Origin of the sequence: Bergeyella porcorum (genome assembly GCF_042427575.1) — a bacterium.
GTDB lineage: Bacteria > Bacteroidota > Bacteroidia > Flavobacteriales > Weeksellaceae > Bergeyella > Bergeyella porcorum.
The window spans coordinates 117,328-139,802 of record NZ_JBHMFD010000001.1 but is presented as its reverse complement, the minus strand read 5'-3'; the positions used below and the strand labels follow the sequence as shown (position 1 = coordinate 139,802).

The window sequence follows — 22,475 nt, the reverse complement described above, 5'->3', positions numbered from 1 at the left end:
TAATAATTGACAATTAACCATTAACAATTAACTGACAACTATCAACCATTAAATTTCAATAAAAATTTAGTAATTTTGGAGTATGGATTTAAGAGACCAACTAAAAAACCTTTTTCCTGACCACGAAGAGCAGGATTTTGAAATGCCTGAGGAAGCTTTCGAACAGAAAGAACCTCTTGTCTGTAAGTATGAAAAAAAAGGTAGAAATGGCAAGCCCGTTACCCTAATAGAAGGCTTTGAAGGTAGTAATGAAGAACTGAAAAAAATTGCTAAAACCATTAAAACCCAATTGGGAATTGGTGGTTCTGAAAAAGATGGCACCATCATCATTCAAGGAGATAATCGGGATAAGATTATGCAAATATTAAAGGATATGGGCTATAAAACCAAGCGTGTTGGTGGTTAATCAGTATTTTGTGTTTTTAAATGTAGATGACAATCAAAAAAAAAAATAAAGTTATGTTGAATAAATTAGCGGCATCAGAATTGGTGCTCAACCCAGACGGAAGTGTTTATCACCTTAATTTGTTACCAGAAGATATTGCTCAGAAAATCATTTTGGTGGGCGACCCAGACCGCGTAGCAAGGGTGTCTCAATATTTTGATACAATAGAGATCAAAAAAAATAAAAGAGAATTTTATACCCACACGGGGATTCTTCGTGGTGAGAGAATCACAGTAATGTCCTCTGGAATAGGAACAGAGAATATAGATATCGTGATGAACGAACTAGACGCTTTGGCGAACATAGACCTGAAAAATAAGGAATTTAAAAGCGAACATCAGTCCTTGGAACTATTCAGGCTGGGCACTTGTGGCTCTGTGAATCCAGATGTGGAGGTGGATAATATGCTGGTAACGCAGAATGTAGTAGGCTTAGATGGACTATTGCATTTTTATCAAGATTACCACTTTGAAAATGAATTTAGTAAAAACTTCTTAGAAAAATTTCCATACGAAAGAATCAAAGGAATGCTCTACTTCTCCGAATGGAGCGAAGAGATTTCTCATTATTATAAAGATGCCAAATACCACGGTAATACCGCAACTTTCCCAGGCTTCTACGCTCCACAAGGACGCCAATTGCGTCTAAGAGCTTTGGATGATAAATTCCTTGAAACGCTAAACGATTTGGGCGTTACCAATTTTGAAATGGAAACCTCTGCCATCTATGGTCTTTCCAAACTAATGGGACACAAAGCACTAACGGTAAATTGCGTTATTGCAAACAGAAGACGCGGCGAGTTTTCGGCAGACCATCACGCCTCAGAAAAAAAGACAATAGAATGGGTGTTGGATAGAATCATTCCATAATTACTTTTGGCATCTTATCATTAATTTGAAGCTAATATCATTTTCCTTCGTCAAAACTGAGCGTTGGGAATGATATTTGCTTCAAAAAAGAAAATTTATTCTAATATATTATCTATTAATAAACCACAAGCTATGCAGAAAATCCTTATAGTAGAAGATGAAAAAGCCATTTCGGGCGTGTTGCACAATATTCTTTCTGATGAACTTACAGACTATGAATTCGTTATCGCAGAAGATGGATTAGAAGGATTCAAACAAATAGAAAAAGAAGATTTCTCTTTGGTAATTTCCGATATCAAAATGCCTAAACTCTCTGGTACCGAACTTCTAAAACAAGCCTTGGCTCTAAAACCTGAAACTACTTTTGTGATGATTTCTGGACACGCCGATATCGATACCGCTGTAGATTGTCTAAAAGAGGGGGCGTATGATTTTATCTCGAAGCCAATAGACATTAACCGTCTAATTACCAGTGTAAAAAATGCGTTGGATAGAGAAAAATTAGCAAAAGAAAATAAAAGCCTACAGAAGGAAAATACTACTCTAAAGAAAAAGGTTAATAAAAAATACCAAATGATTGGGGAAAGTGCCGAGCTGAAGAAAATACAAGATATGATAGGCAAAGTGGCAACTTCTGATGCCCGAGTTCTGATTACTGGGCCTAATGGTGCTGGTAAAGAGTTGGTAGCCCACGCTATCCACGCCCAAAGTGAGAGAAGTAAAGGCCCAATGGTGGAAGTAAACTGTGCCGCCATACCATCAGAACTGATAGAATCTGAATTGTTTGGACACGTAAAAGGTTCTTTCACAGGAGCTATAAAGGATAAACAAGGTAAATTTGAACTAGCCAATAATGGTACCATCTTTCTAGATGAGATTGGAGATATGAGCCTTATCGCTCAGGCTAAAGTGCTTAGAGCCCTGCAAGAAAGCAAAGTATCTCCCGTAGGAAGTGATAAGGAAATCAAAGTAGATGTGAGAGTTTTAGCCGCTACCAATAAGGATATGAGAAAGGAGATTGAAGCAGGGCGTTTCCGAGAAGACCTCTACCACAGACTTTCCGTAATTGAAATCTATGTACCTCCATTGGATGATAGAAAAGAAGATATAAAACTCCTTGTAGAGCATTTTGCTAAAACCATTTCAGAGGAACAGGGCAACGCAATAAAACAATTTGATGATAAAGCCATTAAGGCTTTGGAAGCTTTTTCTTGGACGGGAAATATTCGCGAGCTGAGGAATGTGGTAGAACGCTTGATTATCTTGGGTGGAAATCCTGTCTCTGCCGAAGATGTGGAAGCATTTGTGAGGAAATAATTTTTTTCTCATCAGCAAAAGCTATCTCGGTTGGGATAGCTAAATTCCATTAGTAAGTGTAATTCTTTGAATAGATTTTCTCTCTTTTTCATTTTGGCTACGCCTGCATTATCAATTCTCTAATTAAGAAGACAGGTAGAGTTCGTATATATCTTATAAAATTATAAGTGAAGGAGAAAATATAAAAATCCGCCAATGAAAATGTTTTAAAATGGCACACATTGATTTTAATAATATAATAATTAAAAAAACTTTTAGGAGACAATATTTTGATCGTATATTAGACAGATTTGTTGGCGTAGATTTAAGTAATTGAAAATTAATAAAAAAAAGAACCAACTTTCGCTGGTTCTTTTCCTTTTTAGGCTCTACAAGATCAATGAAATTATTTCTTCAAACATTTATCCAGAAACTGCTCTTGCTCCCATAAGGTATGCAATATACTTTCTTTAGCTGCATAGCCGTGAGATTCTTTAGGCAATAATACCATTCTCACAGGTGCACCTAGGTTTTTCAATGCTTGGAAATAACGCTCTGTTTGTAGCGTGAAAGTTCCCGGGTTGTTATCCGCATCGCCGTGGATAAGTAGCATTGGTTTTTTCATTTTATTTGCCGTCATAAATGGCGACATCGTATTATAAATCTCTGGCACATCCCAATAATTTCGCTGCTCGCTTTGGAATCCAAACGGCGTAAGTGTTCTATTGTAAGCACCACTTCTAGCAATACCACACGCAAAATCATCACTATGTGTCAGTAGATTAGCAGTCATAAAAGCACCATAAGAGTGTCCACCTACCGCTACTCTATTTCTATCAATATAGCCCAAAGCATCTACCGCATCTATAGCCGCTTTACCGCTGGCAACGAGCTGAGGAATAAATGTATCATTGGGTTCTACACCATTTTCTCCCACGATAGGAAAAGAGGCATCATCCAAAACCGCATAGCCCTTGGTAACCCAATAAATGAACGAACCATAACTAGGAAAAGTGAAATCATTAGCGTTTTTGGTATTCATTCCTGCGGTACTCTTATCGCGATATTCTCTCGGATAAGCCCAAACGAGCAAAGGCAATTTTTCTTGCTTGGTTTTTCGGTTGTAATTCGCTGGCAAATAAAGCGTTCCCGAAAGTTCCACACCATCATTTCTTTTATATTTTATCACCTCTTTATATACATTGCCTAAACTTGCAAAAGGATTCTGAAACTGGGTAACCGCTGTGGTTTTATTGTTTTTAATATTCTTTTTAAAGGTATTAGGATATTGCGTAGCCGATTGTTGAGAAATCAAAATATCGCCTTTAGAAATATCTAAAATATCAATGATATTTTCCTTTACATTGGTTGCTTTTGCTGTGTAAAGTCGGTTCTTTTTCAAGGTTTTAAAGTTCTGCTCATCAATGAAAGGGAACTGCCCATCTTTGGTAAACCCTTCTCCAATGAGATATGCTTTGTCGTTTTTTACATCAATCACATACCTTCCGTATTGGTTCTTCGTTTGGCTAAATGTTCCAGGGTCGCTGTACACATCTTGGTAGTTTCTATTTTCTATCACTTCGCTTTTTCCATTGGCTAAATCTACAAGGTAAGAGGTAGTGTTTCGGGTATCGTACCAGCTTTCAGAGACAATGGCATAGTTAGCATTCGTCCAGTCAATTCCTGAATAGCGTTGTTTGGTTTTAAAGAACGATTTTGGAGTTTGATTAAAAGGAGCTTCCCACACGAAAATCTCATCACGATAGTCTGCTTTTTGAGCTTGGTCTCCCCCATCTAATGCTTCTGCATAATATAAAGTTGCAGGGGCATCATCTCTCCAAGTCATTCCTCTTTTACCTGTTTGTACAGAGGAAAAACCTTTTGGCATCACCTCATTCAGAGGGATTTCATTTACGATTTTCACTAGATTTCCATTCACATCATACACGGTTTCTTGTTTCGGAAAACGATTGAGCGGAACGATGTATGAATATGGTTTTTTAATGGTGGTCAGTAGCAGATATTCACCATCTGGTGAGAAACTATTGCGTAGATAAATATCGGCATCTTTCACCTTGGTAGCATTGCCATTCAGGGAAACTTTGTACAATTCAGACTGTGTAAGGGTATCAAAGTTCGCCTCATCTTGAGGATTTTTCAATAAATCTTGATAGGTTCTATTTTGGGAGACTTTCCCATCAGAGGTGGAAACAATAGGCCCTGTAGGAATATTTTTACTGGCATCAATCAGTTTTGCTCGTTGTGCTGGAATTCTTCTCACCAGCAAATGCTGAGAGTCTTTATACCAAGTATAAGGCGTTCCAAGATTGGCGTTTAGATTATCTTCTGTAATTTTTTTAGCCGTTGCAGTTTCCAAATCTAACACCCAAAGTTCTACGCCTTGAGCGGTAGTATTGGTAAAAGCTAACTTTTTTTCATCGGGAGAAAAACTTGTGTAGGTAATTTTGGCATTAGTGGGTAAACCTTTAACTTGAGCTTCTTGTTTTCCGTTTATTTTTCTGATTTTAAGATTGTTAACATAAGTCACCGTACTGGCTATATTAGTAACAGGATTGATTCTGAGCCCTCCCAAACGCATTTCCTCTTGGTTCAGTTCGTCTAAGGTTTTGTAAGTATTACGATAGGTAAAAATCATCCAATCTCTTTTACTATCCATAAATACGGACGGCGGTCTTTCGTAGTTGGCCAATTTTAGGATTTCAGCAGAAGGTTTTTGATAAGCAATGTTTTCTTGTGCATTGGTATAACCCATAAAGGCCAAAAGCACCATAGTCAGTTTTACTCTCATAACAGTTTAGATTTGTTTTCTACGAATATAGGAATTTTCTATGAAATATGAGAAAGTAAATCTCAAAATCCAATCGTCAATATTTTAGAACTTTAAAAGATTTTATTCCCATATCTGTTTCTACAATCAGAACATAAACAGCAGATGGTAAAGCTCTTACATCAACTTTTTTAGAAGTAGATTCCATCAGTTTTTTACCACTCATATCATAGATAGACGCTTTTTTCAAATCAAGATTTTCTATATCTATCATAATGAAATCCTTTGCTGGATTAGGATGAATTTTTAAAGATTTTAGCGGATTTTCATCAGTATTTAAAGTATTACTTTCCAAAGCAATCGGTTCTCTAAAAAATGATATTTCAAAATAAATATCATTTTCCTTTTTTTGATAATATGCTTCACAAGTATAGAGCGTAAAATCTTCATCTTTTATCTTATCAAAATGATGACTTTCAAAATGACTCCTCATATCTTGCTCTAAGGACTTGAGCCAAGTAAAAGTATAGCCTTCCGCAGCAGAAAGACTTTGAGTAAGTGTAGCTGTATTATTGGATTCTACTTTTACTACCGCCTCTGTATCATATCTTTGAGGGGAATATTCTATATACTTATCCTTCAAAATAGGTAGCAAAGCTTTCAACTGAGCCAGAGTATAACGATTATTTTGAACTAAAGTAACAGCAGGTAACGCCAATGGCAATTCTCCAGAAAGCTGATTACTAACCAAAGAAATCATTTGGAGTTTTGGAAGATTCAACAAATATTCGGGGAAATTACCTTCTAAAATATTATGATTTGCAAAAATTTGTTCCAAGTTTTTTAAGTTAGACAATGCTGAAAGCGTAGTCAGTTTATTGTGATTTAAATTGATATGAACCAATTTTCTCAATGCTGTAACTTCCATAGGAATAGACTCTAATCTATTATTTTCTAATGAAAGCCATTCTAAATTTTCAAGATTTCGGAGTGAACTAAAATCTGAAATTGAATTTTCGGATAAATCTAATAAACTTAACTGAGATAGAGCCGAAACAGAACTTGGAATTTTCTCTAAATTCAACTTTGATAACGAAAGTTGTTTTAAAGATTTTAATTGCGTAAATACTTCAAATCCAGAGGTAATAGGATTCCCAGAGATATCCATTTTCTCTAATTGGGATTTTTCATTAAAATTACTTGGAAGTATCGCTACACCACAAAAGGCTATATCTAATGATTTTAAATTCTTGAAACTTCCCACAAAACCATTGATATCATTTATTGTCAATTGATTGTATCCTATGCTTAATTCCTCTAATTCGGATAAGGATTTTACCACTTCGGCATCACCTTTCAGTAAATTATGACTCAAATCCAAGTACTTCAAATGAGATAGAAAGGATAAAGAAGAAGGCAATTCACCAGAAAGTTGATTAGAACCCAAATCTAAAACTTCTAGATTTTGAAATGCACTTATCGCTGGAGGTATTGCTCCTTTTAGATGGTTAGCACTAAGTTGTATCCTAGTAACACTCCCATTTTTAATAGTAATACCGAACCAAGTATCAGGACTTTTATTCAAATCCCAAGTATTATTCCAATGAGTGCCATCTGTAGAATGAAATAACTGAATCAGTGCCGAGCGTTCTGCAGGATTGAGGCTCATCTGAGCTAATAAACCTATGGAGTAACATAGAAAGAAAAAAAAGTATATTTTTCTCATATTCTATGAATTAAAATTCCCTTTAGACAGATATACCACTTTTTTGGTATCAAAAAACTCTTCCTCAAAATGCTGCTTCAGCTGAAAGATTTCACATCGCAAGCCTGCCAATTCCTCTGCCAAGTCGCCCCCTTTGAGATAAAGCACGCCATTATGCTTAGGATTAAATTGTTCTTTTTCAAACTTACCTTTCAGCCATTTTAGAAACTCAGGCATCTGCGTTACAGCACGGCTTACCACGAAATGAAATTTCTCCTTCAGCTTCTCTGCTCTGCCGTGTATAGCCGTAACATTTTGTAGCCCTAGCCCTTCCGCTACGGCATTTACCACCGTGATTTTCTTACCAATAGAATCTATCAGTGTAAACTGCACATTGGGAAACAAAATTGCTAATGGAATACCCGGGAAACCACCGCCTGTGCCTACATCTAAAACTTTGGTTCCATCAGAAAAAGACATTATCTTCGCTATTCCCAGTGAGTGTAGAATATGTTTTTCGTAGAGCGATTCCATATCTTTTCTGGAAATCACATTAATTTTGGCATTCCATTCGGTATAAAGTTCTTCCAATTTCTGAAATTGTTCTTTTTGCTTCTCGGAAATTTCTGGAAAGTATTTTAAAATCAGGTTTAAAGACATTTTATATTTCGTTTAAGGACAAAATTAAGGTTTTAATTCTTCTAAAAAAAATTGTTAGAGTAATAAATAATTCAATCTAACTTCATATCTTTGGAAAATGATTACACTCACGGAAGAAAATTATCTGAAAGCCATTTTTCATCTCACGGAGAAAAATGAAACTGTTTATGTCAATGAGCTGAGCAAATTTCTCAACATCAAAATGCCTAGTGTGAATAGTATGATGAAAAAATTTGCGGAGAAAAACTGGGTTATCTACGAGAGTTATAAACCTCTAAAAATAACCCAAGAAGGCAGGAAGCAGGCCGCATTGATAGTAAGAAAACACCGCCTTACGGAGATGTTCTTGGTGAAACAAATGGGCTTTGGATGGGAGCAAGTCCACGAGATTGCCGAGCAAATAGAGCACATAAAATCTGAAATGTTTTTTGATAAGATAGACGAACTTCTAGACTATCCCAAAACCGACCCCCACGGCTCCCCTATCCCCGATAAAAACGGCAATATTATTCAACTCAACTGGCATAAACTAAGCGAGTGCAAAGCAGGGCAAACCGTAGTACTGAAAGCCCTTTCGGAATCTTCTGCTGAGTTTCTTAATTTTCTCAATCAAAAAAAACTACCCCTAAATACTGCCATAACCATCAGAAATATAGAAGCTTTTGACAAAAGTATGGAAGTAGAATATAACCAACAAACCACCACTTTCAGTGCTGTGGTTTGTGAAAAATTACTGGTAGAAAAACAAGCTTAAAATACTACACCTAAAGCGTTGAGTTCGGAGGCTAAATCAGTATCGTCTTGTATATGAATGGTATGAAACCCTAGCGTTTTTGCCATTGCTATATTTTGGGGATTATCATCTATAAACACCGATTCTCCTGCCTGAATCTGATAGCGTTCCAAAAGAACTTGCCATATTTTAGCATCTGGTTTTATGAGTTTTTCCTCTCCCGAAACCACAATTTTCCCTTGAAACAATTGAAAAAAATCATAATGTTCTAAGGCATACGGAAAAGTCTCTTGAGACCAATTGGTAAGTCCATAGAGTGCATAATGGGTAGCTCCTAATTTTCTTAATACCGCTACATTTTTCGGAATGTCTGCTCGGAGCATCGTAGTCCAATTATCATAATAAGCACGGATATCTTGTTCCCATTCTGGGTATTGCTGCACCAGTATTTCCGTTCCTTCTTTTAGGCTTCTTCCCCTATCCTGCTCTGCATTCCATTCATCGGTTGCTATATTTTTGAGGAAAAACTCCATTTTCACATCATCTTTGAAATAATCTTTGAAAAAATACCGTGGGTTCCAATCCATCAGAACACCTCCAAAATCGAAAATAATATTCTTAATCATATTTTGTAATTTTTAATCCTTTAATCTTTTAATTTTTCAATCCTTTAATCCTTTAATCTTTCAATCTTTCAATCCTTTAATCTTTTAATCTTTTAATATTAAAAACAATAAACCCAATGGTAAACACCATCAGCAAATGGAGATAATAAGAGTGAAAAAACAAATCCTTATAATCTATCCTGAACTGACTTAGTGAAATCAAAATCAGAATCTGAGCACCATAAGGAATCAATCCCTGAATATAACACGCAAAAATGTCCAAAACCGAAGCCGCATTTTTAGGTTTCAGTTGGTATTGATGGGTAACTTCCTTAGCAATCTTCCCAGAGATAATGATGGCAATGGTATTATTGGCAACGCAAAGATTAGCCGCACTTACCAAGCTTCCGATACCAAACATTGCCGAAGTTTTTCCCGAAATCATCTTACTGATGCTATTCAAAATATATCGGATACCGCCTGCTTGCTCCACCATCGCTGCCAGCCCGCCTGTAAGCAAGGATAGATAAAAAATCTCTGACATCCCCGTAAAGCCTTCGTAAGTTTTCTTTGCAAAAGTCATAAAATCAAAACTTCCCAGCGATAGACCAATGATACCAGCCGTTATCAGCCCTATGAATAGCGTTACAAAGACATTAATCCCCAGCACCGCAAGAGCTATCACCAATAAATATGGCAAAACCAACCACCAATGAAAATCGCCCACCGCAGAAGTAGCCGTTGCCATCTCTTGGCTCATTCCAGAATAAACGAAAGCCAATGTTGCCAGTATTGCCGCAGGAAGAGCTAGTTTAAAATTAGCTTTAAATTTATCTTTAATGTCTGCACTTACACTTTGCGTTGCCGCAATGGTAGTATCCGAAATGATGGAAAGATTATCACCAAACATAGAACCACACAACAATGCCGCCCCTACAATGCCCAGATGGGCACCACTTTTATCTGCTAATTCTACCACAATGGGTGCCAAAGCCACAATAGCCCCCACAGAAGTTCCCGATGCAAAAGACAAGAAAGACGCTATCACAAAAATCCCCGCTGCAAAATACTGAGGAGAGATATAAGTCATTCCCATATTCACAATGGTATCCACACTACCTGCCGCTTTGGAAACCGTAGCAAACGCCCCTGCCAATAGGTAAATAATACACATTGTGAGGATATTCCTTTCTCCGCAACCCTTCAAGAATGTTTTGGTCTTTTCCTCCATATTCCCTTTGAAAATAAGAAACGCTACCACTATCCCTGCCAAAGCTGCCAATGGCGATGGCAAAGCATAGAAATCATTCAGATAAATACCAAAACCGAGAAAAGTAAACACAAATACCAATAACGGAATAATGGAAATAAAAGAAGTCTTTTGATAATTTTTTACAATGGACATACACTTAAAATATGGGCAAATTTAAGAAATACAATTTTTATTGAGCCGAAATACGATTTTATCGTGCAGTTATACGATTTTAATCAGCAGACATACAATTTTGGTTAGCGGATATACGATTGGGGATAGCAGACATACAATTTCAATAGGCGGATGCCCAATTTGACCAGCCGTTATGCGAATTTAATCAGTAGAAATAAAATCTATTGAAAATAATTTAATTTTAATGAGAAAATCAAACCTCAAAGACATAAAACTCGTAGCCCTCTTGGGTTACCTTGGCAGCAATATGCTGTATACCATTACTCAGGATAATCTCTTTGGCTTGAATAATGGTATTGTAACGGGCAATCTGCTCAAATGTTTTCTCTGAAAGTTTTACCGATGGTGCCTTGCACTCTACCAAGATTTCTGGAATGGTTTTAACGGTGGTAAGCAAATCAATGCGTTTGGTAAGCCCATTCAGTTCTAGTTTTTTTTCCGTAACGAGAGCAGATGGTGTATAGCCCTTTACGGTGAGGAAATACTGAATCCAATGCTGGCGTACCCATTCTTCGGGGGTGAGTAAAATCCACGATTTTCGTGGCACATCATAAATAAAAAATTTATCTTTGTCTTTTCTGAATTTAAAATCAAATTGCTCAGGAAAATTAAGTTTCGGAAGTTCCATAGATTATGAAAGAATTAGATTCAATCCTCAAAAGTATTAAAAATAAAACATTCTCACCCATTTATTTTTTCCACGGTGAAGAGCCCTACTATATAGATGTTGCCGTAAAATCTTTTGAAAACGATGTACTTACAGAAGATGAAAAGGCCTTTGGGCAGACGGTAGTGTACGGCAAAGATACCAATGTAGCAGAGATTATCGCCTTGGCTAGGCAGTTTCCTATGTTTGGAAATTATAATCTGATTATTGTAAAAGAAGCCCAAGATTTAAAATTCAATGAGGAAGAAAGTAAAATTTTAGAATCTTATATTGATAATCCTGTGGAGACTACCATCTTGGTACTGGCTCATAAGCATAAGAAAATTGATGCCAGAAAAAAGTTTGTAAAAGCCCTTCAAAAAAAAGGACAACTATTTTACAGCGAACCTATCAAGGATTATAATTTAGCCAGTTGGATTGCCACACAGTTTACTGCTTTCGGTATCAAAACGGCTCCCAACATCTCTTATCTTTTGGCAGAATATTTAGGAAATGATTTATCCAGAATTTCCAATGAACTATCCAAGCTAAAACTTATCCTAAAAGACGGTGAAATTTTAGATGAAAAATTGGTAGAAACGCACATTGGCATCAGTAAAGATTTCAATGTATTTGAACTTCAAAAGGCTTTGGGACTCAAAAACACAGAAAAAGCAATTAAAATTGCTTATTATATTGGTAAAAATCCTAAAAGCAATTCGTTCCCAATGATTGCAGGAAACCTCTACAATTATTTTTCTAACATCATCATCTACCATACAATGCAAGGGCAAAGCCAGCAAGCCATTGCAACAGCTATGGGAGTAAATCCCTATTTTGTGAAAGAGTATGCAGATGTAGCACGGTTTTATCCTCTAAAACACGCCACCAGAATCATTTCTCTAATCCGTGAAGCCGACCTTAAAAGCAAAGGTTTAGGAGCCAATAAGATGGAGGAAAGCGAACTGCTCATAGAGCTCACCTACAAGATATTGAATGTGGATAAAATCAAAGTGAAATTATAAATTTAAATTTTTATTAAAAGTCATCATTACATTCGTAGAAAACTTAAGAAAGGAGCAAATATCATTATTACATTTATAGAAAACTTAGGAAGGGAGCAAATATCATTATTATATTCATAGAAAACTTAAGGAAACACCCAATGTCATTATTACATTTATATAAAACTCAAGAAAGAGGCTAATGTAATAATGATGTTTTTATATCTTCATTTTTTTTGGTGTATTGGTAAAATATTTTTAATTTAGGCGAGTATTAATCAATTTCAAAAAATTAAAATATGTCTAAACCAATCATCAAATTAAGAAGTACTGCCCGTGTAGGCGAGGTAGCAGATACGGCAGAAAGATTACTGAAAAGATATAAAACCGTCACGGAAGTGTCTGAAGATAAGTTCCTAAAAGGTATTTATGTAAAATTAGAAAACCTCTATAACGCACTAAGTGAGGCGATAAAAAGCGGAATTGCTCACTCCCAGTTAGATGACGCCGATACCCTGAGAGATAGCAAAATAAGAATGCTGGAAAAAGTACTTAATGGCTATCAAAATCTTCCTATTGAAGACCTGAAAAAGCACGGACAAAAGTTATATGGAGTCTTTGCGAAGTATGGTTTGGGTATCATTAAAGAAAATTATGTCAATCAATCTGGTTTGATAGAAGCTCTTTTGAAAGACCTCTCGGCGACAGATTTGCAAGCCTCTATTGAGGCTCTTTCTGGTGTATCACAGAGTATTGAGGAGCTTAGAGAGGCACAAGAGGCGTTTAATCAGCAAAGATTAGATTACGAAAAAGCCCAAGCCAAGCAAGGTAGCCAAGAAAAAGCAACCTCGCTAAAAAAATCGGTGGTAGAATTGATTAATAATGAGCTGGTGCAGTATGTCAGGACGATGAAAATGGTAAACCCTACCCAGTACCAAACCTTTGCTGATGAAGTAGCAGAAGCTATCAATACCACCAACGAAGTGGTGAAACGCCGCCAAAAAGATACCCCACCCAACACGGAAATTTTATAAAAAGAACCTGTGAATCGGTGAAAATTTTTCTTGCTGTATAGGCACATTCAACTCACAAAGGTAACTTTTTAGAGAGGGCAAATAAAAAAGGGAAGCCGAAACTTCCCTTGGTATTTGTCAAATGTCTTCAAAATACGATTTAGTGCATTTAGCCTGATTTTTTTCTCACAATGCAACAAGATGTTTTTTACACTCTATACTTGACTCTAATGAAAAAAAATGCGTCAGTCATATCCTATAACTAACGCTGTTGAGTTTTAAAGAAGGTTTTTATAGCCTATAACGCCTTTTGAAATTTTCGATATGAACTCTCTTATAGGTTTTTACTTCATATTCACTACTCTATCCACCACATACTTGGTATTACCACGCCACGGCAAGACACCATTATACTCTTTATAATGGAGGTCAAAATATTTTCCGCTATTTTGCTCTAGTTGCTTTGCCACTTCTGGGTCTTCCACAGAAAATTCAAATTCGTAGCTGGTAAGCCCTCCCGTTCTTCCTCTGCCAAACCCTTCTTGAATGAGTTTACCTTCGTAAGTTTTGAAGAGATAACCTTTATTCACAATGTAATTAAGCGACCCTGATTTTACCCCTTCGCCAAACACAAAATAATATTTGTACCACACAAAAACACCTCCGAATAGGAATACTACTAAAAACGCCCAAAAGAAAAATTTTCCAAATCCTCCTTTTTTCTCTCCTGTATATTCTTCTGTCATAAGATTTAAATTAATGCTCCAAAGGTAGTAAAAAAAAATCTTGCCAAAGCGTGAGATTTGGCAAGATTGAGTTTCATTAGACTAAAAAAGCCTATTTATCTTTAGCAATACTTCTAGAAATTACAATTTTCTGAATTTCAGAAGTTCCCTCATAGATTTGAGTAATTTTAGCATCTCTCATCAATCGTTCTACGTGGTATTCTTTCACATAGCCATAGCCACCGTGGATTTGCACCGCTTCTATCGTGGTATCCATTGCCACCTGTGAGGCGTATAGTTTTGCCATAGCTCCGCTTTCTGAAATATCTTTACCAGCATCTTTTTCTGCCGCTGCCTTGAAACAAAGCATTCTTGCCGCTGTAATCTGAGTGTGCATATCTGCCAACTTGAAAGCTACCGCTTGGTGGTTGATAATCTCCTTACCAAAAGCTTTTCTTTCTTTGGCATATTTCAATGCCAATTCATAAGCACCACTTGCAATACCCAATGCCTGAGATGCAATCCCAATTCTACCGCCGTTTAATACCGCCATTGCGAAGTTAAATCCAAAACCGTCCTCCCCTATGCGGTTTTCTTTCGGCACTTTCACATCTGTGAATAGCAATGAGTGGGTATCACTTCCACGAATGCCCATTTTATCTTCTTTAGGCCCAATTTCAAAGCCTTCCCAGCCTTTTTCTACGATGAAAGCATTAATTCCTTTATGCTTTTTCTCCGCATCGGTCTGTGCAATTACAATATAGTATTGTGCATTGGCACCATTGGTAATCCAGTTTTTGGTACCATTGAGCAAATAATGGTCTCCCATATCAATAGCCGTTGTCTTTTGCGAAGTAGCATCAGAACCTGCCTCTGGCTCAGATAAAGCAAATGCACCAATAACCTCTCCACTAGCTAATGGAACAAGGTATTTTTGTTTCTGTTCTTCACTGGCAAATCTCTCCAAACCTGCACAGACCAAAGAGTTGTTCACAGACATTACCACCGCAGCTGAAGCATCTACTTTGGCAATTTCTTCCATTGCCAAAACATAGGAAATGCTATCCATACCTGCACCGCCATATTTAGGATCTACCATCATTCCGAGAAAGCCTAGTTCTCCCATTTTTTTCACTTGCTCAGCAGGAAACTTTTGGTCTCTATCTCTTTCAATTACGCCTGGTAACAATTCGGTTTGAGCAAAATCTCTTGCCGCTTGTTGAATCATTAAATGTTCTTCAGATAAATCAAAATTCATAATTGTAAAATTGTTTGCCGTAAATGTACGATTTTTCTTCAATTCTGAAAAAGCCTACTCTACCAATCCCAACTCTATTTTATATGTTATGGATAATTTTTTTTGGGAGTTTAGATAAATTTATTTACTTTTACAAAAAACTCATTTAAGTTTAAGAAATAAAAACAAATAATTATGTCTATTAAAAGGTTATTTGATATTCCACATCAGGCTTTAGTAAAGTTTCCTAAAGCGGATATGTTCGCTACCAAATATGATGGTGTATGGAGAAAAACTTCTACACAAGAATTTATTAATATGGGGAATAAAGTTTCCCGAGGACTATTAAAATTAGGAATAAAACCTGGGGATAAAATCGCCTTGATTACCACCGCTACCCGCACAGAATGGGCAGTGATGGACCTGGGAATTTCACAGATTGGTGCCATAAGTGTACCCGTATATCCCAGCATCTCTTCAGATGATTACAACTATATCTTCAACAATGCAGAGGTGAAATATTGCTTCCTTTCGGATAAAGGCTTATTGGACAAAGTGAACGCCATTAAAGACCAAGTTCCTTCGTTGGAAGGCGTTTTTACTTTTGATAAAATACAAGGTGCTGCCAATTGGAATGAAATTTTAGACCTCGGTGAGAACCAAGCCACCCAAAGTGAAGTAGAGGACATTTCTAAAATGATAAAAGCTGAAGACCTCGCTACCATCATCTACACCTCTGGTACTACAGGAAAACCCAAGGGCGTGATGCTCTCTCATCAGAATATTGTGTCTAATGTATTGGCATCTGACCACAGAATCCCAAGAAAAAGAGGCTTAGATTATAAAGATACCAAAGTGCTAAGTTTCTTACCCATTTGCCATGTTTTTGAAAGGCTTTTATTCTATCTATTTCAGTTCAATGGATTTTCTATCTATTTTGCAGAAAGCATTGATAAAATGGGAGATAACATCAAGGAAGTACAGCCGCATTATATGAGTGTGGTACCTAGGCTTATAGAAAAAGTTTATGATAAAATCTATGCAAAAGGGGTAGAAAGTGGCGGACTGAAAAGTAAAATTTTCCTTTGGGCATTGGGCGTTAATAAAGCCAAAAAGACCATTCGCAAACCATCTAGCCTTAAAGAAATTATCGCTGATAAATTGGTATTCAAGAAATGGAGAGAAGGTCTTGGCGGCAATATCGTAACGCTTGTGTCTGGTTCTGCCGCATTGTCTTCAAGGCTTAATTATATGTTTCAAAATGCAGGAATTCCCATCTTGGAAGGCTATGGTCTTACGGAGACCTCTCCTGTGATTTCTGTTAACTCTTTTGATAGAATGAAGGTGGGAACAGTGGGACATCCTTTGGATAACTTGGATGTAAAAATACAGCCTGATGGTGAGATTTCTGTAAAAGGGCCTAGTGTTTTCAAAGGCTATTTCAAAAACGAGGAAATGACGGCAGAAGTGTTTACAGAAGATGGTTTCTTTAAAACGGGCGACATCGGTCATATAGATGAAGAAGGATTCCTGCATATCACCGATAGGAAAAAAGAAATGTTCAAAACCTCTGGTGGAAAGTACATTGCCCCTCAAGTGATTGAAAATATGGCAAAAGCCTCTAAGTTTATAGAGCAAATAATGGTGGTGGGCGATGGTGAAAAGATGCCGACAGCCTTTGTACAGCCAGATTTTAATTTCTTAAAAAATTGGGTAGAAAGAAAAGGTCTCAAAATAGGAACTTCTCCTAAAGAACTTGCAGAAAGTCCTGTGGTAAAAGAACGCTTGCAGAAAGAAATTGATTATCTGAATACCAAGTTGGGCAACTGGGAGCAAATCAAAAAATTTGAACTCACGCCAGAAGTATGGAGTATTGAAGACGGGCTACTCACCCCAACCCTAAAACTAAAACGCAAAGCCATCAAAGAAAAATACATCCATCTTTACAATAAAATGTATGGTTACGAGAATTAAACCCGAAACCCCGAGCGAAATGCTCGGGGTTTTTAGCTTAATATAATCTATAAAATGGATAAAACATTACAAAATAATCGCTTTTTCCAGCTCTAGTAGCTTTTGCTTTCGCCATACGCCACCGCTATAGCCTACCAACTTGCCGTTACTACCTATTACACGATGGCACGGTACAAGGATGGATATTTTATTTTGTCCATTGGCATTGGCCACAGCCCTTATCTTTTTCATATCGCCCAAATCTTTGGTTTGCTGGGCATAGCTCCAAGTACTTCCATAGGGAATTTTCAGCAAAGTATTCCACACCGATTTCTGAAATGTAGTCCCCACGAAAGAAAGAGGCACTGTAAACATTTTTCGCTCCCCTTGGAAATATTCCAATAATTCTTTATCCAGCAAAAGCAACTCTTCTGAATCTCGCTCTACAAAATTGGCTTTTAAGGTCTTCGCGATGTCTATAAGTTCCTTTTCCAGCTTCAGTTTTTCAGGAAATTCTAATAAACAAATCCCCTTGCCATCACTCACTGCAAGCATTTCCCCGAGAGGTGTAACAAGCATTTTGAAACAAACTTCTGCTTCAAACTCGGGATTATTTTTTGGTATTATCTCTCTCAATTTGTCGTATTTCTCTCAGTTTTTCCGTAACTTTAGACACCATCTCTTGCTGTTCTGCTCTAAGTGGTACTACGGTTTTTACTTTATCCCATTTGAAAACCATATCCACCGCATCATCATTTACGGGACTAAATGAAATTTCAAAATACTCTTGCTTATCTGTCATTTTCTGTACGGGAACGGTAATCTCTACCACATTTTGCTTCTCATCAAAGGCGTAAGCTCCCCATTGTTGAAAATCTTTATTAAGAATGATGGTCCATTCTTTTTCTGTTGGGATAACAAATAGTCCATAGCTGCCTGCTGGGACTGCTTTTCCACCGAAGTTAATCGATTGAGCAAAGGTAATTTTAGTAGAAGAATTGGCACCTGCCCTCCATACTTTTCCATAAGGCACCAATTCCCCAAAAATGGTTCTTCCCTTCACGCCAGGTCTTCCATAATCTACAGTGATTTTAGAGATAGAAAACTGCTGTTCAATCATTTGTCTTGGGCTAGATGCAGGCAAGGTATATTGAGAATATGCCCAAATAGAACTTCCCAATAAAGCTGCGAATAATATCTTTTTCATTATTGATTTTTTGATTGGGTAAAGGTATAATTTCTAACATAGATAAACAACACCTTATTTATATTTTAATCAAACGGTTGAAAAACTGTTTCTTGGAAAGGCATTTCTGGATTCAAAATCTCTAAAATCAAATTTCGGATGGAAACCATTACATCATCCAATGTTCCGTCTGAAAAAGCTAATGTTTGTACCCCTTGATTTACTTCTGCAAAAGACCAAATCCCTGCTTCTACCCCATTGATGCTATGAGATTGTTTCATATAATGAAGATAAATACAAAGCTGTAACGCTTGTTTATATTTGTCGTCCATCAGAAGGGTTGGGGTTTTATCTACCCCTCGGGAAAAGAAAGTAAGATTTAGATTTTTAGCCCTTGCGGTCTTATAGTCTATCACGCGTAGTGTACCATTCAGCCTATCTATCCTATCAATAAATCCTTTGAAAGATACCTTATCTGTCTTGGCTTCATCCAAATAAAAATCTATCCCATCAAACTCTTTTTCTACCTCTATAATCTCCAATTGATTGCCTTTTTTTATCAGTTCCAAATCATATTGAAGCATCTGAGTAACCACTCTTTTAGCGATAGATTTATGCACAAAATTCATTCCTTTCAGATAGAATTCTGGCTGGTGTTTCATCCGTTCAATGGAAGACTCTATCGCTTCATCTACTTGTTTAAGTAATTGATGTAAATCACTTTCTTTTAAGATTTTACCTTTAACTTTTTGAAGTAAATATTCAAGAGAAAAATGTATCAGTTCTCCGTAGCTTCTTTGGGATAGTTCCTCTTCTATCTCATTAGCTTCTCTGGTTTTAAGAACATAGTTAAGATAAAACTGAATAGGATTGTAAAGGTAGCTGGTAAGATGGGTTGCAGAGACGCTATTTTTCCATTCGGTTAGTCGCTGCATTACGGCATTGGTTTTGGCAATAATCACAGGTTTTGCCTCGATAGGCTCCGAAGTATTTTCTATGATAATTTCCTCTATATTGTGAGGGCTTTCCATCTCCATCTGGGTAATAAAACGGCTTTTCTCCCCAGTATTAACCCCAGAGCTCAACGCATTAAATAGCAAATAAACATTGTCTGCTCCTTGTATCAATCTATAAAAATGATAAGCATAGATGCTATCATTTTCCAGAAATGTATGCAGCTGATGAAGTTTCCTTACATCAAATGGCAAATAGGTATTTTGGGTGTTTCCTAATGGTAATTTTCCTTCGTTTACGGAAAGTAAAATCACATTTTTGAAGTTCAGCAAACGGGTTTCCAAAAGTCCCATTACTTGCAAACCTTGCAAGGGTTCTCCTTTAAAATCAATGGTTTCGGTATTGACTAACTGATTGATAAGCACCTCCAAAGTTTCCATTTTTATCGGGAAATGATAAGCACTAATCTGATTCTTAATGGTTTTAAAAGAAGTTTCAAAATGGGCGACATTCTCATATTGTACATCATCCAAGGGAGTGAACTTCAGCTCTATACAGAATTTTATCAGCTCTTCTAAATATGCTCCTGCGGATGATGCTTTCAGGAAAAGATTAAGGTAAGAAAGCCCCTCTAAAAGCTCTTTTAATCGTTTTTCGGAGAGGTACACCATATTGTTTTCGGTGATATCTCTATGGAAGCGAGCTACAATTTTAGCGTCTGTTGCATTATTCGGTAAAGTTTCCAAAACGGCTAAAACATCACTGTAATAGTAGGAAGTGGCTTTTTTCTCTAATTGCTTTTGAATGTAAAAAAGATGCTTGATGGCATTGCTGAAAGCTAAATTTTTCAGAGGAAACCCCATCGTGATATTGATGTTTTCTACCGATTTCAAAGCATCTAAACTAGCAGGCAATAGGTTTTCATCTAACAACACCACTGCCGTTTCGGATAACTGCTGAGCATCTATTTCAGCAAACAATTCTGGGAGAATTTTAGTTTGGGTTACATTCCCCGAAACTTCATATACCTTAATATTTTTAGGTTGCGAAAACGCATCATCTATCCAATGAAAAGGGCGATGTTCATTAAACTCTTTCCATTTCAGATGCTCTCTCAGAAACTTCCCTGCCTCTTGCCTTTCGTCATCTATATAATATCGGTCTGCTTGAAAAAAACATTGTGCTTTATCCCATTGCAATAGGTTTTTCACCAACAACTCTTCCACAGGTGTAAAGGCATTGAACCCACAAAACACAAATTTCTGCGTAGTAGATTGTGCAAAGGCGGTAATTTTTTCTTTTGCATAGGCGTGCATCATCCCAGAAGTTGCCCAGTTTTTCTCTTCCAATTTCTGCTTCAAAGCTGGGAGAAAAACATTCATTTTTTTCCAAAAATCAAGGTTTCTTTGTCGGGCTTGGGTAGGTTCGCCTAAGTGTTCTCCCCAGTTTTTGATGCGTTCTTCGGCAAACATATATTCTAAAACCTCTGTTTCATTGTCGGCAAATTTCAGAATATCGTCCCAATCTTTTTGTAAGGTAGGAAACCATTTCACAAACTGAGAAAAATCTTCCTTAAAAAGATTCTGATACACTTCATAAGCAAAAAGCCATAGGGCAACGCCTTGAATATGCTGTTTAGCAGCAATTTTCTGTATCATTTCTTCTATGGTGAAGAAATCGGGCATCATACCAGAATAGCCTTTGTCCTTCAATATTTTTTTTATGAAAACTATGGGACGCTTCCCTGGAAGAATAAGGCTAAACTGCGATAAATCCTCAGTTTCTGATAATAACTCTGTGATGATTCTATGTAAAAAGGTGCTCACGATTATTGATGGTTGTTGGTTGTTGGTTGTTGGTTAATTAATAATTTATAATTAACCATTTATAGTTAACCATTTATAGTTAACAATTTATAATTGATAATTAACAATTAATCAACGACTACAATATTTTTAGTAATCCAAGTATTCTCTCCGCTGTAAAATTTCAAGGTGTAAGTCCCTGATTCTTTCGGAGTAAAGGAAATATCAGAATGCCCTGCTGCTGCACTTCCACAGGCTATATTGGTTTTGTATTTGTAGGGCGTAATGTTTCTTATCAGTTCGTTTTCGCTTTGATAATCTATATTATAAAGTCCCTCGCAACCCTGCTGAAGCGTAAAGTAGGTTCTTAGCATTTGCGTAGAATGGATAGCGATGGTATCCTGAGGCACCAATATACTATCTACTTTCAGCTGGGCTATTTCTGTAATGTACTCCGAAGTTTCTTCTCTGTTGCAAGAAAACAATACTGAAAGTCCTAGTAACAAAACGAAGTTTCTCGATAAACAATTCATCATAATGGATTAATATTGATATCACAAAGTTAAACTATATCTTTCAATTCTCCATACAATTCTTTGGTAGATTGTCTCGTTTTAAGAAAGGTTAATAAAAACCCTTCCGAAGCTTTTCCGAAAGGGTTTTTGTAGTATTTTAGTTGTCTTCTTTTAGATTATGACAGGTTTAGCTTCTCACAAATTTACCTACACTCTCTAAAAGCTGAGGCTTGTCTTCAAGAGCAATTTTTGCAATACTATAAAACTCTCTTACCCATTTCTCCATATTAGAGAAAGCTAAATTTTTGTCTTTCGTTGCCTGTTGGCTTTCGCCTTTCTCTCGGGTATAGTTGGCGTAGGCTTTCTCTGTATCGGTAAGGTTTTGGATTTGTTGGGTAATATGTTCCGCACTGATTTTTAGTCGTTTCAGTGGGTTAAGGAGGTTTTCATTTTGCTGAATGGTGGTATAAAACACCTTCATATCATCCAACATTCCAGCGATGCTTTGGGAGGGCTTACCTTTTAAACGGAGATTGATAAGAGTTCCTGCCTCATCTTTGAAGATAATGCGTGCTTTCTTGCGGTCGGTACTATATATTTCGGATACTTCATCTATCTTTTGAGTAAAAATTTGGTAGGCAGAGGTCTCTTCTTGCCCTTCTTTGATGTTTTTTTGATACTCTTCTAAAGCCTTATCATATAAAGCCTTTCCTTTGGCTATTTCTTGCTCATCATAGCCATATTCTTCTAGTTCTACTTTTAATTCTACCTGATTTTGTAGATTTTCAAACAAAATTCCTACATTCTGAATGAGTTGTTGCTCAGAAATGTAGTAACTCTTTCTTTTTTTTGTGATTTTTTCTTCCATATTTTTCTGTTTTTATTATGA

At 36.7% G+C, this 22,475-nt stretch carries 20 protein-coding genes; 7 read left to right on the top strand and 13 right to left on the bottom strand.

The features are described from left to right. Positions 1-82: 82 nt before the first annotated feature. From ACFFUE_RS00610 to ACFFUE_RS00600, 3 genes are all read left to right on the top strand, one after another. Positions 83-406 (top strand): translation initiation factor, encoded by a 324-nt coding sequence (locus ACFFUE_RS00610; protein WP_376831878.1) that lies wholly within the window; start codon positions 83-85, stop codon positions 404-406. 53 nt (positions 407-459) lie between these two features. After that, complete coding sequence (locus ACFFUE_RS00605) at positions 460-1,314, top strand: nucleoside phosphorylase (protein WP_376831876.1); 855 nt, start codon at positions 460-462, stop codon at positions 1,312-1,314. A 132-nt stretch (positions 1,315-1,446) separates the two neighbouring features. Next, the gene (locus tag ACFFUE_RS00600; protein ID WP_376831873.1) at positions 1,447-2,631 is read left to right on the top strand and encodes a sigma-54-dependent transcriptional regulator; all 1,185 of its coding nucleotides are present in this window, start codon (positions 1,447-1,449) and stop codon (positions 2,629-2,631) included. A 385-nt stretch (positions 2,632-3,016) separates the two neighbouring features. Here the strand turns inward: ACFFUE_RS00600 and ACFFUE_RS00595 are convergent, their stop codons facing one another. The 3 genes from ACFFUE_RS00595 to rsmG form a co-directional block, all read right to left on the bottom strand. After that, positions 3,017-5,419 (bottom strand): alpha/beta hydrolase family protein, encoded by a 2,403-nt coding sequence (locus tag ACFFUE_RS00595; protein WP_376831871.1) that lies wholly within the window; start codon positions 5,417-5,419, stop codon positions 3,017-3,019. Positions 5,420-5,495: 76 nt separating this feature from the next. Continuing rightward, the gene (locus tag ACFFUE_RS00590) at positions 5,496-7,124 is read right to left on the bottom strand and encodes a leucine-rich repeat domain-containing protein (protein ID WP_376831869.1); all 1,629 of its coding nucleotides are present in this window, start codon (positions 7,122-7,124) and stop codon (positions 5,496-5,498) included. Positions 7,125-7,127: 3 nt separating this feature from the next. Continuing rightward, positions 7,128-7,763 carry a 16S rRNA (guanine(527)-N(7))-methyltransferase RsmG gene (rsmG, locus tag ACFFUE_RS00585; RefSeq protein ID WP_376831866.1) on the bottom strand — a complete coding sequence of 212 codons (636 nt, stop codon included), beginning with the start codon at positions 7,761-7,763 and terminating at the stop codon, positions 7,128-7,130. Between the two features lie 97 nt (positions 7,764-7,860). Between rsmG and ACFFUE_RS00580 the strand changes: the two genes are divergently transcribed. Next, entirely contained in the window at positions 7,861-8,517 is a 657-nt protein-coding gene (locus tag ACFFUE_RS00580) for a metal-dependent transcriptional regulator (protein ID WP_376831864.1), read from the top strand. On the opposite strand, the gene ACFFUE_RS00575 is transcribed toward ACFFUE_RS00580, so the two are convergent. The 3 genes from ACFFUE_RS00575 to ACFFUE_RS00565 all read right to left on the bottom strand — a co-directional run bounded on the left by ACFFUE_RS00575 (position 8,514) and on the right by ACFFUE_RS00565 (position 11,176). Continuing rightward, the gene (locus ACFFUE_RS00575) at positions 8,514-9,122 is read right to left on the bottom strand and encodes an HAD family hydrolase (RefSeq protein ID WP_376831862.1); all 609 of its coding nucleotides are present in this window, start codon (positions 9,120-9,122) and stop codon (positions 8,514-8,516) included. The two genes, ACFFUE_RS00580 and ACFFUE_RS00575, sit on opposite strands and share 4 nt — an antisense overlap. 76 nt (positions 9,123-9,198) lie before the next feature. Continuing rightward, on the bottom strand, positions 9,199-10,506 hold the full coding sequence (locus ACFFUE_RS00570; RefSeq protein ID WP_376831860.1) for a Na+/H+ antiporter NhaC family protein: 1,308 nt from the start codon (positions 10,504-10,506) through the stop codon (positions 9,199-9,201). A 235-nt stretch (positions 10,507-10,741) separates the two neighbouring features. Further along, positions 10,742-11,176, bottom strand: a complete 435-nt coding sequence (locus ACFFUE_RS00565; RefSeq protein WP_376831858.1) for a type I restriction enzyme HsdR N-terminal domain-containing protein — start codon at positions 11,174-11,176, stop codon at positions 10,742-10,744. 5 nt (positions 11,177-11,181) lie between these two features. On the opposite strand from ACFFUE_RS00565, the gene holA reads away from it, so the two are divergent. Beyond that, on the top strand, positions 11,182-12,219 hold the full coding sequence (holA, locus tag ACFFUE_RS00560) for a DNA polymerase III subunit delta (RefSeq protein WP_376831856.1): 1,038 nt from the start codon (positions 11,182-11,184) through the stop codon (positions 12,217-12,219). A gap of 278 nt (positions 12,220-12,497) precedes the next feature. Then, on the top strand, positions 12,498-13,232 hold the full coding sequence (locus tag ACFFUE_RS00555) for a DUF6261 family protein (RefSeq protein WP_376831854.1): 735 nt from the start codon (positions 12,498-12,500) through the stop codon (positions 13,230-13,232). Between the two features lie 323 nt (positions 13,233-13,555). Here the strand turns inward: ACFFUE_RS00555 and ACFFUE_RS00550 are convergent, their stop codons facing one another. Then, positions 13,556-13,957 (bottom strand): hypothetical protein, encoded by a 402-nt coding sequence (locus ACFFUE_RS00550; RefSeq protein WP_327984531.1) that lies wholly within the window; start codon positions 13,955-13,957, stop codon positions 13,556-13,558. Between the two features lie 91 nt (positions 13,958-14,048). Then, complete coding sequence (locus ACFFUE_RS00545; RefSeq protein WP_327984530.1) at positions 14,049-15,194, bottom strand: acyl-CoA dehydrogenase; 1,146 nt, start codon at positions 15,192-15,194, stop codon at positions 14,049-14,051. A gap of 174 nt (positions 15,195-15,368) precedes the next feature. Here ACFFUE_RS00545 and ACFFUE_RS00540 point away from each other — a divergent pair, with 174 nt between their 5' ends. Continuing rightward, positions 15,369-17,147, top strand: coding sequence for an AMP-dependent synthetase/ligase (locus ACFFUE_RS00540; protein ID WP_376831851.1), 1,779 nt, complete (start codon positions 15,369-15,371; stop codon positions 17,145-17,147). Between the two features lie 66 nt (positions 17,148-17,213). Here ACFFUE_RS00540 and ACFFUE_RS00535 read toward each other — a convergent pair whose 3' ends face one another. The 5 genes from ACFFUE_RS00535 to ACFFUE_RS00515 form a co-directional block, all read right to left on the bottom strand. Beyond that, positions 17,214-17,705 (bottom strand): methylated-DNA--[protein]-cysteine S-methyltransferase, encoded by a 492-nt coding sequence (locus ACFFUE_RS00535; protein ID WP_376831849.1) that lies wholly within the window; start codon positions 17,703-17,705, stop codon positions 17,214-17,216. 31 nt (positions 17,706-17,736) lie between these two features. Further along, positions 17,737-18,333, bottom strand: coding sequence for a DUF2911 domain-containing protein (locus ACFFUE_RS00530; protein ID WP_376831847.1), 597 nt, complete (start codon positions 18,331-18,333; stop codon positions 17,737-17,739). Between the two features lie 65 nt (positions 18,334-18,398). Further along, a complete protein-coding gene (locus tag ACFFUE_RS00525) occupies positions 18,399-21,092 on the bottom strand; it encodes a PD-(D/E)XK nuclease family protein (RefSeq protein WP_376831845.1) in 2,694 nt (897 codons plus the stop codon). Positions 21,093-21,199: 107 nt separating this feature from the next. Beyond that, positions 21,200-21,607 carry a hypothetical protein gene (locus ACFFUE_RS00520; RefSeq protein ID WP_376831842.1) on the bottom strand — a complete coding sequence of 136 codons (408 nt, stop codon included), beginning with the start codon at positions 21,605-21,607 and terminating at the stop codon, positions 21,200-21,202. 166 nt (positions 21,608-21,773) lie between these two features. Continuing rightward, positions 21,774-22,454: a PQLLE family protein gene (locus ACFFUE_RS00515; RefSeq protein WP_376831840.1), complete on the bottom strand. Its 681-nt coding sequence runs from the start codon at positions 22,452-22,454 to the stop codon at positions 21,774-21,776. Between the last annotated feature and the right edge of the window lie 21 nt (positions 22,455-22,475).